The organism is Verrucomicrobiota bacterium, from assembly GCA_034440155.1.
GTDB lineage: Bacteria > Verrucomicrobiota > Verrucomicrobiia > JAWXBN01 > JAWXBN01 > JAWXBN01.
Genome location: JAWXBN010000063.1, coordinates 1 through 12,692, shown reverse-complemented (window position 1 = coordinate 12,692; position 12,692 = coordinate 1). Strand labels below are relative to the sequence as shown.

Genomic DNA, 12,692 nt, shown 5'->3' with positions numbered 1-12,692 from the left:
TTTAAATGCTTTTCGAATTGATTTTAGGATTTAAAAGCTAATTCTTCAGTTAACCACATCAGGAATTTGGAATCGACAGCGACGGTGAATTTCAAGATGAATGTATGACGAGGCACGATATGGAAACGATAAAAGATTTCACATATTATCAGTGTGCAACCAAGATCCTCATTATTCCATATCGGAAATACCTCTGATTTACATCACGGACTGAGTGAAAACTCCTGAATCACTCAGCTATTGTCAGGGTGATTAAAAAACACTCGTAAGGAAGGGGATTCTATTTTAGTTTCTCATGTGATATGCAACTTACTGGGCAGGAATTATCATTAATCAAGTCATCGCCTATTAACGGGGCGAATAGTCCTGATGATTTTGTGAAAAGCTTCGAGGTGGCGCGGGAGCTTACCCGTAAACATGCGAAGAGTTTTTATTTTTCATCCATTGCTTTGCCTGAACGGAAGAAGCGGGCGGCCTATGCGGTTTATGCCTTTTGTCGGTATGCAGATGATTTAATCGACAAGGCGGTCGAAGAAAAAAAAGATTTGTCCGGGGCTGAAGCCTCCCTCAGCAACTTGCTTGATGAACTCTATGCGGGAACCGCGCAAATTCCGTGGGCCCCCGCATTTTGGTTGACGGTGGAGCAATTTTGTATTCCAAAAGTTTATTTCAGCGACCTCATGAAAGGGGTATTACTCGACCGGGGGCCTGTCCGGATAAAGGATTGGGAGGAACTCCATCAATATTGTTATTATGTGGCTTCAGTTGTCGGGTTAATGATGTCAAAGATTTTCGAGCTTTCTGACCCAGCCGCCCAAAAACAGGCGATCGAAATGGGGGTGGCGATGCAATTGACTAATATCCTGCGTGATATCCATGAGGACTACCTCAATAACCGGATTTATCTCCCGGCGTCCGAACTCTCGGAATTTGCCTACTCCGAGGAGCAAATCGCCCAAGGCATGATCAATGATGATTTTATCAGCATGATGAAATTCCAGATTGGTAGGACTAGGGAATATTACAGGAGTGCCGAGCCCGGTATCCTGAAACTCGCCAATGATGGTTCTCAATTGACTGTCTGGATTATGTCCACGGTTTACTCCGGGATTCTCGATGAGATCGAGAAAGTGGATTATAATATCTACGCAGGTCGGGTTCATACCTCGGGCGTGCGCAAATTGTTCTTACTGCTCAAATCCTGGTGGAGATGGCGGCAGTCACAAGGGGGAATGAAATGAAACCGGTGGAAGATTTCCTTTGGTTCTGGATCCGGCGGTCAATGAGGAAACATTTTTTCTCCATTCACTTACGAGGGGCGGGAGAGTTACGCAAATTGCACGGACCGGCAATCATCTGTGCGAATCATTCTGGCTGGTGGGATACCTTCACCTGTGTTTTCTTGAAACGGACTTTCAGATTACCCGCCTACGGGATGATGGAAGAAAAAAACCTGAAAACCGCTGCTTTTCTAAAACATGTCGGTGTTTTTGGAATCAATCTGACTTCCCCCCGCACGGCCGCCGGAGGACTAAAAACTGCTTTGGACTTACTCAACCAAAGGTCGGTTATTTTTATTTTTCCCCAAGGCCGCCATGTGCCCTATGGGGTTCGCCCGCTGGAATTCAAGCCCGGTCTGGATTGGATCATTAAAAAATCCCCGGATACCGCACTTTACGCGCTGGCGATCCGGTATGAACATCTTTGGGAAAGCCGACCCCAGTTATTCTTGAATATTGCCCGGGTCTCTCCTGATGTTGACAGCGCCCACGGAGCTTCGACTTTGGAGAGGCTCATGGATGAAACCTCTCAAGATATTCAAAAACAAGATTTTGATGGTTATGAAACATTGATGGAGGGGGGACTCTCGATGAATAAGCAGTGGGAACGCTTTGTCTGCCTGCTCAGCGGTAAACACTTTAATCCACGGAACTCATGAGTATCAAGGATTGGATATTTTACGGGTACATTTTGCTGACATTTGTGGCTTTGCTCATGCTATTGGGCAATTTGCTCGTGAATTTCATTTTTTTCCGGCGTCCAGTGAATTCTCCCCAAGGTGAACTGAATGGAAACTGTCCTAAAATCTCGGTTTGTATCCCTGCCCGCAACGAGTCCTTGCGTATAGGCAATTTGTTACGCTCATTAAGCCTCCAGGATTATCCGGACTTTGAGGTCATTGTCCTTAATGACCGTTCCGAAGATGACACAGCCTTTATTTTGCAATCGTGGGCAAAGGATTTACCCCAGTTAAAAGTGATTGCGGGGGAGAAATTACCCGAGGGATGGGTAGGAAAATGTTGGGCCTGTCATCAGCTCTCATCACAAGCTACGGGGGAATATTTACTCTTTACTGATGCTGATACGGTTTTTCATCCGCTCTGTCTCTCGACTGCTTTAAAACATGCGCAGGATACCGATGCCGCTTTGATGAGCCTCTGGCCTATGCAAGTTGCGGGGACTTGGAGTGAGAAATTGATTATTCCATTTGTTTATCTACTCCTTTTAGTTTTTCTTCCCCATGCGTTGGTCAACCGTGTGCGAAATGCCGGGCTAGGTGCCGCCAATGGACAATTTATTTTTTACCGGAGAAAAGATTATTTTGAACTAGGCGGCCATGAGACGGTAAAGAACCATCTTGTCGAAGATGTGGCTTTGGCCAGGGCATGTTTGAGAGCGGGTAGGAGATTGGTAAATGCAGATGGTACTGACCTCGTTTCCTGCCGAATGTATCACCGGTTCTTAGATCTTTGGGAGGGATTTACAAAAAATCTGAGGGCCGCTTTTGAGAAGAGTGTGGGAGCTTTCCTTTTTTTTGGATTTCTCCAGCTCGCCGTTTTTGTCATGCCATTCCTGCTTTTATTGATCATGATGACGCGACATGGGTGGGATTTTATCGGAACCCCGATCGGGACACTGCTCGTCCTGCAAATTGCGCTGATTTATCTGATCCGCCTGATTTTTTCACTCAGGTACAGGCAATCTGTCGTCTGGGCCCTCGCCCATCCTTTTGGCCAGGTATTGGCTCTGGTGATCGCTATGAATTCATGGATACAAACGAGTTTTCTCGGGGGAGTGAAATGGAAGGGTCGCACATACCGTCCATTGGGTTAAATCACGACCCGAGGAAAACTCGATTTCCTTAGGTGCCTTTGGTTCCTCTTGGAGGTAGGTGTAGTGAATCCTATGGGCTATGAAGAGGAGATTGAATGCGAGCAGGATGATAAAGGGCTTCCAATTTGTTTTTTCGGGATACTCACGTTTGAGGGGGCACAGTCTGAGGAAAATGACCGTCAGAATGAACCACGAAATATAGTTTTTGATGGGGATCGTCTGGGCAATTTGCGTGAACTGGCCATCCGTATACCAACGCCAGTAAGCTTGGTCAAATCCCCTCATATACCAGGCGACAGGCTCAAGATTAATATCTGTAAGCATGGTCATGATCCCGGCAAGGATGCAAGCAGCCCAGTGATTACGCCATCCAAGGATTTGATTCGACACATAATAAGCATTCAAACAAAGGATGGCCCAGGCAAAAGGAATGATGACGGCGATACCATTCTGCCCGAAGGGAAAGAAGAAGAGACTACTAAAACGGTCTGTATATTTAAAAAAGCCAAAAGGCCAACCCGTATTTGTCCCGATGTATTCTATCACCCCGGAGCAGACGAGGATGATGATAAATGAAATTCTTGTTTTGGTAATGCCGTAAAGTTCACTCATCCAGAAGTAAGTGATGATTGTAGCCAGAACCATCGTCCAGGCATCCGCCCAATACATCCAACGTGGCATTTTCATCCCAGCCAAGGCCGTCAAAAATCCAACACAGACCCAAATAATGAAGAAGCCCCAAAAGAAGAGGTTTATTTTTTGAAGTATGGATTTTTTGTCTGACACGCCATTTAATTAACCCCGAAACGGGGGATTCTTCAAGCTCATGCAGTATGAACATTGCTTTTAGCCATGTATTTTGGCATTAATACAGGATGAAATCCGCATTTTTTATTACTGGGACCGATACTAATGTCGGGAAAACATTTGTGACTTGCCTTATTTTGGATGCTTTGAAAAAAAGGGGGATTAAGGCATGTGGGTATAAACCACTTCTTTGCGGGGAGCGTTCAGATGCATTTTCCCTCTTTCATAGCGGTCACCAGGATGGTATCACGATTGATGATATTAACCCGATATGGATGCGTCCGCCGGCTGCGCCTTATACAGCGAGTATGATCGAAAATCGTTTGATAGATCTTGGCACGGTTTTTGATGGGTTTCATAAATTGCAGGGTCTCTGTGATTGTGTCTTGATCGAAGGAGTCGGTGGCTGGCGTGTCCCGATTAGGAAAGATTTTTTCCTGAGTGATCTTGCAGAAGAGTTTTCTTCTCCAGTCATCGTTGTCGCGCGTCCAAATCTCGGGACGATCAACCACTCGCTTTTGACTGTCGAGTCCATCCGCAAGGGAAAATTGCCCTTGGCCGGTCTGATCCTGAACCAGTCGGAGCAGGATATTGATTTGATTTCGGCGAATACCAATCCGCCTATTCTGGAGGAATTAACCGGGCTGCCTATCCTCGCCCGGATCGATTATGGACAAAGGGAACCGGACTTGGAGAAGGTGCTGGAGCTGTTCCTATAGGAGTCGCTCACCAGAGGGTTTTGACTTTGTATTTTCTGATAAAATCGTCTTTGGTGATGGGAATGAGATTTTCAACGATGGCTTGAGTGATCAAGAGCCTGTCAAATGGATCACGATGATGCCAAGGGAGAGTCAGATTAGGTTCACAGTGTTCCTGCCATGATCGGAAGGTCTAGGGATCCGATTGATTCGTTTCTCTTCCTTTATAAAGGATTGACAATCACGATGCATTTTAATTTTACGGAGTGAAATTTTAAAAGTTAATTCCCAATAACTGGTAGCACTCCGATAGATCGTTTTTTCCGTGTTTATGATGGGTTCCAAAGCCTTTTTACCGAGTAAATCAGAGTCTTCCATAAACAAAAGGAAAGTATGGGTATCAAGTAGGTGTTTGATGTCACGTTATTGGTTTGGGATCAGGATCTTTGCTGGATGATGGTTTATTATTTCATGAAATCTTCAAATTCAACCAACGGCGCATCAAAATCCTCTGAAATCCATTTAACCAACCCTTTTCCACGTCCGGGAGTCCTTGAGCTTTTGGCTCCTTCTACAGGGACGATTCGGACAACGGGTTTTTTGCCTTTGGAAACAATGATTTCCTCCCCGGCAAGAGCGCGATTGATGAGTTTTGAGAAATGTGTTTTCGCCGCGTGAATGCTCAATGCGGACATTGATGACATCAATAATAGACTAAGTAACTTAGTCACCTTATTAAACGAACTATTTAAGGGTATCGATTAATTTCTGATGGATACCGTCAAAGCCGCCATTGGAGAATACGACGACGACATCGCCGGGTTTAATATGAGATTTTGCTTTGGCGACAATGGCGTCAGCGTCAGCCTCGTAAAAAGCGGGTTTTCCTTTTGCTCGGATATCTTCCATTACTTTTTCGGGATTCAGGCGTTCAGCGACGGGGATTTTTTCGAGAAGGTGGACTTTGGAGACAAAAATACCGTCTGCCATACTGAGAGCTTCCGCGAGTTCTTTCTGGAAAATATTCCGGCGGGTGGTATTTGAACGCGGTTCGAAGATCGCCCAGACTTTTCTGCCGGGGTAACGGTGGTGCAGGGCGGTAAAGGTTTGTTTCATGGCAGTGGGATGGTGCCCGAAATCGTCAATGATCGTAATGCCATTGACTTCACCACGAACCTCTTGGCGGCGTTTGATCCCTTCGAATTTTTCTACTGCTTCACAGATGATATTCACGGGAATTTGGTAAAAATGAGCGGCGGCAATCGCCATGGAGGCATTGCGGATATTGATTTCACCGATCATGCGGAGTTTGAAATTTCCCAAACCTTTAAGGGTCCATTCCGACCGGTCACTAAAATATTTACAATTCTGGATTTGCAAGGCTGCATTTTCCGAAGTGCCGACACTCACCAAGGAGGAGAAGGCCCCGTCGATGATACTGCGGATATTCTCATCATCTTCATTATAAACAATCATGCCGTTGCGGGGGATGATATTAATGAGGCGTTTAAATGTTGTTTTAACATCCTCCAGAGAGGAAAATATATCGGCATGGTCGAACTCCAGATTATTCATAATGACGAGTTCAGGCAGATAATGTAGGAATTTTGAGCGTTTATCAAAGAAAGCGGTGTCATACTCGTCGCCCTCTAGGATGAAATGTTTACTGTCACGGATGATGCAACCTTGGGAAAGGTTTTTGGGGATTCCTCCGATCATGTAGCTGGGATTTTTGCCCGCATACTCGAAAATCCAAGACAGGATCGAGGTAGTGGTTGTTTTGCCATGGGTTCCGGTTACCACGAGGTTATGCCTTCCACGGAGGAAAAATTGTTTCAGGACTTCAGGAAGGGAGAGGTAATAAAGTTTTTGTTCCAATACTGCCTCGAGTTCTTCCGTGCTCCGTTTAATGGCGTTACCGACGACGATGAGGTCGGGTTTATGGGCGAGGTTTTCAGGTTTGAATCCCTGCATGATCCTGATTCCTTTGCCTTCGAGGAATGTGGACATAGGAGGATAAACATTCTCGTCGGAGCCGGTCACATCATAACCGGCGTCTTTCAGAGCTGCGGCGACAGCCCCCATAGCGGTTCCACAAATACCGATAAAGTGAATCGAACGGAAAGGATTTTGCATGAATTGTTATCTAATCTTTTTGAGCCGTTAGGCAAGCAGAGAAGAGGCTTGTTAATAGGTTTCTACCATTAATCCATTGATTTTTTTATAATGGATAATGTCACGGGTGAGGAGTGGTGAACCAAGATATTTTGCTATGGTGCCGATGAGCAGGTCCATTGTGGGGATGGGGGTCCCCTTTTGTCTCAGAGCCACTTCTTCTTGGCCATAATTCACAGCAAAGGTTTCACTGGGGTAAATGACCTCGATAAATTCGGAAAGCCTGTTGATTTTTGCTGTCTCCGTGTCCGGGTTTGAGGAGAGTCTCGCGCCAGCATGGAGTTCGCACATAACAAAAATAGGGATGCTGATTTTTATTTCTCCGAGTGCGGAGAGTTTTTTCGATGCCCCTGTGTTTTTTCCTCCCGTTTGATCGCGCAGCAGGTCGATACAGAATGTGGTATCCAAGATCATGCATCATCTCCCGTGAGAGGCGATTCCGCCAGGGAATGGCTGCGGGATAAATAAACATGTTCAATCCCATCGAGTGTGGATGGTTCTAATGCCACCTCCGGCAATTTTGACAAGAGCAAGGCGGCCGTAGAATGTGGCTTCAACCGTCTCTTGATCAGTGTGCTAAAGGACTCATTCTCAGCTTTCAAGGAAGAAAGCAAGTTATAAGAGTCCATATCAATAGTAATGGTTTTAACAGCCATAATGGATAAACACACTGTAAGTGCACTTACTTGAATAATCAAGTATTCTGTTTGTCCTAAAGAGGAAAATGAAAATCCTAACAAATTTGTAAGTACAACACTATAAGGAGTATATATATATTAACTTTCGATAATTTCACGTAATAATATACTCACTCACTCTATGAGGGTGATTGACGTTTTAATGTTTTAGCGACAAATTATGGGGATGTAACGAGCAACCATCTATTTTGAAGAAGGCCTCCATAGGGCGTTGAAGATCAAAGCAGCGGAGATATCGTCTTAGGTTTCGGATCTAGTGAACCGATCAATCCGTGAGTCACTCTCAGAGGATTTTGATGACCTTCAGGCATTCAGGGAGCGTGAATCTGTACCCGTGCTTGACTTCGAAACATTTCTCAAGGGATTGAAGTCCGATGGTCGGTTATAGAATTCAGATCAAGCGGTCGGCCGCCAAGGAACTTGAAAAGATTCCGGGCAAGGATCGAGATCGGATCGTGGAGAAAATTAGGTCTCTCGCCGGAGACCCTCGACCACCTCAGGCGAAGAAACTTTCAGGGGAAGAGAAATATAGGATTCGGCAGGGCGATTACCGGATACTCTTCCAAATCCACGAAGATGTCGTGACAGTCGTGGTCGTGAAAATCGGACACCGCCGGGGATGTGTATAGATAACCGATAAACAGTCGATGGACATCAATAAATTTGACTACTCCAAATCTGTGAGACAACGCCTCTCCCCACTGCAAAAAGCAGGCATAAAATTCTCTTCTGCCCTTTCAAGCCTATCCCCGGATAATCCGGAGCAAGCTGCGATCATAAAACAAATCTGTGATAATCTGCGTTGATCTGTGGTTTATCTCTGAAATGATGTTTGCTCAAGATTCCTGGGCAGCCAGATAACGCTCGGCATCGATGGCGGCGGCGCAACCGAGGCCGGCTGCTGTGATGGCTTGGCGGTAAGTGCGGTCAACACAATCCCCTGCGGCGAAAAGACCGGGGGTTTTGGTTTCGCTTCCACGAGTGCATTGAATGTAGCCATCCTCATCCACGTCTACTAAGTCCCTGACAAACTGGGTATTTGGTATATGTCCGATGGCGACAAAAACCCCGGCGCAATCGAGGGTTTTGGTCGAACCGTCCACAATATTCTTGATTTTTACCCCGGTGACTTTGTCTTGTTTCGGGTCGAGGATGTCTTCGACGACGGAATTCCAGACGAACTCGATTTTTTCATTAGCCAGAGCCCGTTCTTGCATGATTTTTGAAGCCCGGAGCTGTTCGCGGCGATGAATGAGATAAACTTTTGACCCGAACCGAGTGAGGAACGTGGCCTCCTCGAGGGCAGAGTCCCCGCCACCGACAACAACCAGGGGTTGATTACGGAAAATGGGATTAGGACCGTCACAGGTCGCGCAATATGTAACCCCTTTATTTTCAAGAAGGTGTTCGCTCTCCAACCCGAGATGGCGGTGTCCGGCCCCTGTGGCGATAATGACAGTTTTAGCCTCGATTTGTTCGCCGCCAGAGTGAACGACAAAATATTTTCCTTTTGGCTCGACCTTTTCGACAAGCTCGAGATCCCGCATGACGGTGCCGAAACGTTCCGCCTGTTTGCGCATGGTCATCATGAGGGTAAATCCATCGATGCCATTTTCAAAACCCGGAAAATTCTCCACGATCGTGGTGGTAGTAAGTAGCCCTCCGGGCATGATGCCGGTAAACATGAGGGGTTTTAAGCCTGCACGGGCTGTATAAATGGCCGAGGTAAATCCGGCGCAACCTGATCCTATAATGACGACATTTTCCATTGAATCTTAAATCCTTTGTTGTGATGAATGTTTAAAGTAGTGCCTCAAATCAGTAAAAATTCAAGTGGATGATTCATTTTTTCCAGAAAGTTTAGCCTCTTCTTGAGTCGCAATAGTCATAATATAATTAGAAAAATCTTGATCCTCACCACTCAGTAATTCCGGCAAATCTTTCCGGAAGTCAGCCCGGCGGCACCATTCCCTCATATAATCTTCCCAAGATTTCCAGCGGCGAATGCCTTGTTTGTCCATTTTTTCGTCATAGGTCAGGATATAAACACGTTCAAAAAGCGAGGTAAGTATCTCGAAGAGGGCGTATTTGCGCTCATTTTGTTCGTCGTCAAGTTTGATCCCGCTAAAATCTTTTCTCAGCAGTTTAAGGTCGGAATTCTCCATCGCGAGAATCAGGAAATTCGTGTAGGAGGTCATGAGTTCTTGGTAGATTTCCTCTTCGTCATTCTCCCGTTCCTTTTTCCGCTCTTGCATATAGGTGTAGATCGCCAGAGGTAACCCGATGACGGTGACAACATAGCTGAGTAACTCCCATACCTCGAGAAAACTCAAATTCTTGATATAATCCACTATGAAAGCGATGCCCATGGATTCAATATAAGCTTAAATTTGGCTTTGAAAACAGGGCAATTTTTAATCATGACTTTCGAGCCATACGGCGATGGGATATGCGGCGAGTTAAAGCTTGATATTCCAAAAACCTTAAAATGAAATGAATCAAGGGATAGGTCCCATCAGGTATGGATCCAAAAGGGCGGATGAATATGACAAGATGTAAAATTGAGGGTTTATTCATGTTTGTAAGGAGGGAAGAGAAATGTCGAACTCAATACTCCGGAGAATAGAACGCTTTACATCGGGCAAATTGCTTTCCATAATCCGCCCTACTTATGAGCGAAGCCATAGATCAACTCCGAGAAATGTTCCGTATGCAACAGGCCTTAAATCTCCGTATCGGCGTCGACACCGCCAAGATGGATGATGAAGAGAAAGCCAAATGGATTTTAAATTATGTGAGGGCGACACAGCAGGAACTCGCCGAGCTCACCGATAGCATGCCATGGAAGTGGTGGGCTAAATACCAGAAATTCGACGAGCAAAATGCCCGGGTAGAGGTGGTGGACCTTTTCCATTTCCTGATTTCCATGGCTCAAGTCCTGGGGATGAGTGCCGATGATGTGTTTAATGCCTATCTCAAGAAGAACGAGGTCAATTTCAAGCGCCAAGACTCCGGTTACACCACGAAGGACGAGAACGATAGTAAACATATTTGAGGGATTTGTGACTGGTAAAGTGAGATTAATCAGGCTGGCCCTTCTAGTATTGATTTGCGGAATAGTTATCTGGTTTTGTTACCCGGCCTTAACAATGGCGGGACAACTCGCTAAAATCAAAATGGCTGAAAAAAAATTCACGATCGATGATCGCTTGGAGCAATTTGCGCCGGGTGCCGTTGCACGGTTGAAACCATATTTTGATCGGGCGCAAATTGCGTGGCCGCCTGCGCAAATTGTTCTGGTCGGGCTCAAAAATGAACGTGTTCTCGAACTTTACGCTTCAGGACCGGATGGAAAGTTTAAATTCATCCGCTCTTATCCTTTTACCGCATTTAGTGGAAAATCAGGGCCGAAACTCAAAGAAGGGGATGAGCAGATCCCCGAGGGGATTTACAAGATCGTATCCTTGAATCCTAATAGCCTCTATCACTTGAGTCTCCGTGTGGATTACCCAAATGAATTTGACCAGCGTATGGCAAAGCTAGACGGTCGGGTGAATCTCGGTGGGGATATTATGATCCATGGGAGGTCTGTAACGATTGGGTGTATTCCCGTTGGAGATACTGCAATTGAGGAACTCTTTGTGATAGCAGCAAAAACGGGGGTGAAAAATATCAAGGTGATTATCAGTCCGGTAGATTTCCGAAAGGAAAAAATTCCCGAAAAGATGACGGATGTGCCAGCATGGACTGCTGCACTCTATGCGCAAATTGCGCAGGAACTGGCTGAGTTTAACAAGTAACAGATTTTTTTTAGTTTAGATCTGATCAGGGATTGCCAGTGGCCCGAAAGACGCTTATAAATAATTGACGATGAAAAAAGTTTTTATCAGCGGGTGTTATGACATCATTCATGGGGGACATGTGGAGTTTTTTTCGCAGGCCCGGGCGTTGGGGGATTATCTGGTTGTTTCGATCGCCGGGGATAATGCGCTTCTGAAGCATAAAGGGCGGCGTCCGGCGATTCCGGTTCTTCATAAAAAGCGTCTGATTGAGAATTTGGAGATGGTTGATGAGGTGATTATCAGCGATGAGACGGAAGGGGATCTTGGGTTAAACTTTTATAAACAATTCCTCGAAATCAAACCGCAAATCCTAGCTGTTACTGATGATGACCAGTACGAGGAACCCAAACGCAAACTCTGCGAACAAGTGGGGGCTGAATATATCCGGTTACCCAAGACACTGAATTTTGAGCAAGTCAGTACTTCCGGCATTATTCGCTGGGTGCGTGCACCCCATTTTGTGCCGTTACGGGTGGATTTTGCTGGAGGATGGTTGGATGTACCGAAATTCTCAAGGCCAGGCGGGCGTATCGTTAATTGCGCGATTTCCCCGTTAGTAAGCCTGAATGAATGGCAATACCAGATTAGTTCCGGACTGGGTAGTTCAGCCGCTTATGCTATCCTCATGGGCAGTGATGGGGTCGGTAGTGAGCTTGATTGCGGGGTGGGTTGGCAAGATCCTGTCGTGATCTCTGAGACGGGCTTGTGCGTTTGGGAGTCTGGGCAGAAGCCTAAGTTACTCGCGAAATTCGATGTCGATTATCTCCGGGGTAAAATGGCTTTGTATTATACTGGAAAGACTAGGAAAACCCCGGCACTTACAGATAAAATACGGGATTTTGATATCATCTATCGTGCGGGGCAAATTGCTGAAAAGGCTTGTTATGTTCGGGATGAAGAAGCAAAGATTTTCACCCTTGGAGAGGCCGTTAATCTCAGCTATGAAGCCCAGATCAAAGAGGGAATGGATAATCTGCCTGTATCACCAAAGGCTATTGCCCGTAAGTACTGCGGCGGGGGCTGGGGTGGTTATGCCCTTTACCTCTTTGCAAATTCCCAAGACCGTGAGGAGTTCGTCACCGGTGAAAATTGTGTCAAAATCGAGCCTTACATGCGTTCTGAGTATTGAGCTCAGTTCTCTTGGTTTTACTCGATTTTTGTGAGAAGCACTTTGATGACCTGCACCGACGACAGATCCATTTTAGGATTCAGCTATCCGACCGTGGCAGTTGCTCTTGAGAAATTGGAACCTTACATGGTCCGCCACTCAGACCGACGGATTGAACTGCATTCATTCCCTCGGGATAATTGGTTCAAACTCCTAGCACCAGCCGAGAAAGTCCGTTTCAGTCGAGGAT

15 protein-coding genes are annotated in these 12,692 nt (G+C 45.9%); 8 read left to right on the top strand and 7 right to left on the bottom strand.

Annotation, left to right across the window (positions count from 1 at the left end; genetic code table 11):
• Nucleotides 1-302 precede the first annotated feature (302 nt).
• The 3 genes from SGI98_06900 to SGI98_06890 are packed head-to-tail and all read left to right on the top strand — an operon-like array spanning nt 303 to nt 3,114.
• Nucleotides 303-1,241: a phytoene/squalene synthase family protein gene (locus SGI98_06900; protein ID MDZ4743132.1), complete on the top strand. Its 939-nt coding sequence runs from the start codon at nt 303-305 to the stop codon at nt 1,239-1,241.
• Nucleotides 1,238-1,939, top strand: a complete 702-nt coding sequence (locus SGI98_06895; protein MDZ4743131.1) for a lysophospholipid acyltransferase family protein — start codon at nt 1,238-1,240, stop codon at nt 1,937-1,939. Before SGI98_06900 ends, SGI98_06895 begins: the two co-directional genes overlap by 4 nt.
• Entirely contained in the window at nt 1,936-3,114 is a 1,179-nt protein-coding gene (locus SGI98_06890) for a glycosyltransferase (GenBank protein ID MDZ4743130.1), read from the top strand. Before SGI98_06895 ends, SGI98_06890 begins: the two co-directional genes overlap by 4 nt.
• Here SGI98_06890 and SGI98_06885 read toward each other — a convergent pair.
• A complete protein-coding gene (locus SGI98_06885; GenBank protein ID MDZ4743129.1) occupies nt 3,046-3,900 on the bottom strand; it encodes a carotenoid biosynthesis protein in 855 nt (284 codons plus the stop codon). The two genes, SGI98_06890 and SGI98_06885, sit on opposite strands and share 69 nt — an antisense overlap.
• Before the next feature lie 89 nt (nt 3,901-3,989).
• Here SGI98_06885 and bioD point away from each other — a divergent pair, with 89 nt between their 5' ends.
• The gene (bioD, locus tag SGI98_06880) at nt 3,990-4,640 is read left to right on the top strand and encodes a dethiobiotin synthase (GenBank protein ID MDZ4743128.1); all 651 of its coding nucleotides are present in this window, start codon (nt 3,990-3,992) and stop codon (nt 4,638-4,640) included.
• A 443-nt stretch (nt 4,641-5,083) separates the two neighbouring features.
• Here the strand turns inward: bioD and SGI98_06875 are convergent, their stop codons facing one another.
• From SGI98_06875 to SGI98_06860, 4 genes are read right to left on the bottom strand one after another with little or no spacing between them, the layout of a single operon-like run.
• Nucleotides 5,084-5,323 carry a type II toxin-antitoxin system Phd/YefM family antitoxin gene (locus tag SGI98_06875; protein MDZ4743127.1) on the bottom strand — a complete coding sequence of 80 codons (240 nt, stop codon included), beginning with the start codon at nt 5,321-5,323 and terminating at the stop codon, nt 5,084-5,086.
• Nucleotides 5,324-5,363: 40 nt separating this feature from the next.
• Nucleotides 5,364-6,755, bottom strand: coding sequence for a UDP-N-acetylmuramate:L-alanyl-gamma-D-glutamyl-meso-diaminopimelate ligase (gene mpl, locus SGI98_06870; protein ID MDZ4743126.1), 1,392 nt, complete (start codon nt 6,753-6,755; stop codon nt 5,364-5,366).
• 51 nt (nt 6,756-6,806) lie between these two features.
• A complete protein-coding gene (locus SGI98_06865; GenBank protein ID MDZ4743125.1) occupies nt 6,807-7,208 on the bottom strand; it encodes a type II toxin-antitoxin system VapC family toxin in 402 nt (133 codons plus the stop codon).
• Complete coding sequence (locus SGI98_06860) at nt 7,205-7,450, bottom strand: antitoxin VapB family protein (GenBank protein MDZ4743124.1); 246 nt, start codon at nt 7,448-7,450, stop codon at nt 7,205-7,207. Before SGI98_06860 ends, SGI98_06865 begins: the two co-directional genes overlap by 4 nt.
• 416 nt (nt 7,451-7,866) lie before the next feature.
• On the opposite strand from SGI98_06860, the gene SGI98_06855 reads away from it, so the two are divergent.
• The gene (locus SGI98_06855; GenBank protein MDZ4743123.1) at nt 7,867-8,121 is read left to right on the top strand and encodes a type II toxin-antitoxin system RelE/ParE family toxin; all 255 of its coding nucleotides are present in this window, start codon (nt 7,867-7,869) and stop codon (nt 8,119-8,121) included.
• A gap of 207 nt (nt 8,122-8,328) precedes the next feature.
• On the opposite strand, the gene trxB is transcribed toward SGI98_06855, so the two are convergent.
• Both trxB and SGI98_06845 read right to left on the bottom strand, forming a co-directional pair.
• Nucleotides 8,329-9,261, bottom strand: coding sequence for a thioredoxin-disulfide reductase (gene trxB / locus SGI98_06850; GenBank protein MDZ4743122.1), 933 nt, complete (start codon nt 9,259-9,261; stop codon nt 8,329-8,331).
• Nucleotides 9,262-9,321: 60 nt separating this feature from the next.
• Complete coding sequence (locus SGI98_06845; GenBank protein MDZ4743121.1) at nt 9,322-9,861, bottom strand: hypothetical protein; 540 nt, start codon at nt 9,859-9,861, stop codon at nt 9,322-9,324.
• Between the two features lie 302 nt (nt 9,862-10,163).
• On the opposite strand from SGI98_06845, the gene SGI98_06840 reads away from it, so the two are divergent.
• The 3 genes from SGI98_06840 (at nt 10,164) to SGI98_06830 (ending at nt 12,463) form a co-directional block, all read left to right on the top strand.
• Complete coding sequence (locus SGI98_06840; GenBank protein MDZ4743120.1) at nt 10,164-10,547, top strand: dUTPase; 384 nt, start codon at nt 10,164-10,166, stop codon at nt 10,545-10,547.
• 121 nt (nt 10,548-10,668) lie between these two features.
• Nucleotides 10,669-11,292, top strand: coding sequence for a hypothetical protein (locus SGI98_06835; protein ID MDZ4743119.1), 624 nt, complete (start codon nt 10,669-10,671; stop codon nt 11,290-11,292).
• A 70-nt stretch (nt 11,293-11,362) separates the two neighbouring features.
• The gene (locus tag SGI98_06830; GenBank protein MDZ4743118.1) at nt 11,363-12,463 is read left to right on the top strand and encodes an adenylyltransferase/cytidyltransferase family protein; all 1,101 of its coding nucleotides are present in this window, start codon (nt 11,363-11,365) and stop codon (nt 12,461-12,463) included.
• The last annotated feature ends 229 nt before the right edge of the window (nt 12,464-12,692 follow it).

Bases quoted from the DNA above. Each gene is read 5' to 3' on its own strand.
- SGI98_06865 (MDZ4743125.1), bottom strand. From the start codon at position 7,208: ATGATCTTGGATACCACATTCTGTATCGACCTGCTGCGCGATCAAACG.
- SGI98_06830 (MDZ4743118.1), top strand. From the start codon at position 11,363: ATGAAAAAAGTTTTTATCAGCGGGTGTTATGACATCATTCATGGGGGA.
- SGI98_06855 (MDZ4743123.1), top strand. From the start codon at position 7,867: ATGGTCGGTTATAGAATTCAGATCAAGCGGTCGGCCGCCAAGGAACTT.
- SGI98_06890 (MDZ4743130.1), top strand. From the start codon at position 1,936: ATGAGTATCAAGGATTGGATATTTTACGGGTACATTTTGCTGACATTT.
- SGI98_06840 (MDZ4743120.1), top strand. From the start codon at position 10,164: ATGAGCGAAGCCATAGATCAACTCCGAGAAATGTTCCGTATGCAACAG.
- SGI98_06845 (MDZ4743121.1), bottom strand. From the start codon at position 9,861: ATGGGCATCGCTTTCATAGTGGATTATATCAAGAATTTGAGTTTTCTC.
- trxB (MDZ4743122.1), bottom strand. From the start codon at position 9,261: ATGGAAAATGTCGTCATTATAGGATCAGGTTGCGCCGGATTTACCTCG.
- SGI98_06875 (MDZ4743127.1), bottom strand. From the start codon at position 5,323: ATGTCATCAATGTCCGCATTGAGCATTCACGCGGCGAAAACACATTTC.
- SGI98_06860 (MDZ4743124.1), bottom strand. From the start codon at position 7,450: ATGGCTGTTAAAACCATTACTATTGATATGGACTCTTATAACTTGCTT.
- mpl (MDZ4743126.1), bottom strand. From the start codon at position 6,755: ATGCAAAATCCTTTCCGTTCGATTCACTTTATCGGTATTTGTGGAACC.
- SGI98_06895 (MDZ4743131.1), top strand. From the start codon at position 1,238: ATGAAACCGGTGGAAGATTTCCTTTGGTTCTGGATCCGGCGGTCAATG.
- SGI98_06835 (MDZ4743119.1), top strand. From the start codon at position 10,669: ATGGCTGAAAAAAAATTCACGATCGATGATCGCTTGGAGCAATTTGCG.
- SGI98_06900 (MDZ4743132.1), top strand. From the start codon at position 303: ATGCAACTTACTGGGCAGGAATTATCATTAATCAAGTCATCGCCTATT.
- bioD (MDZ4743128.1), top strand. From the start codon at position 3,990: ATGAAATCCGCATTTTTTATTACTGGGACCGATACTAATGTCGGGAAA.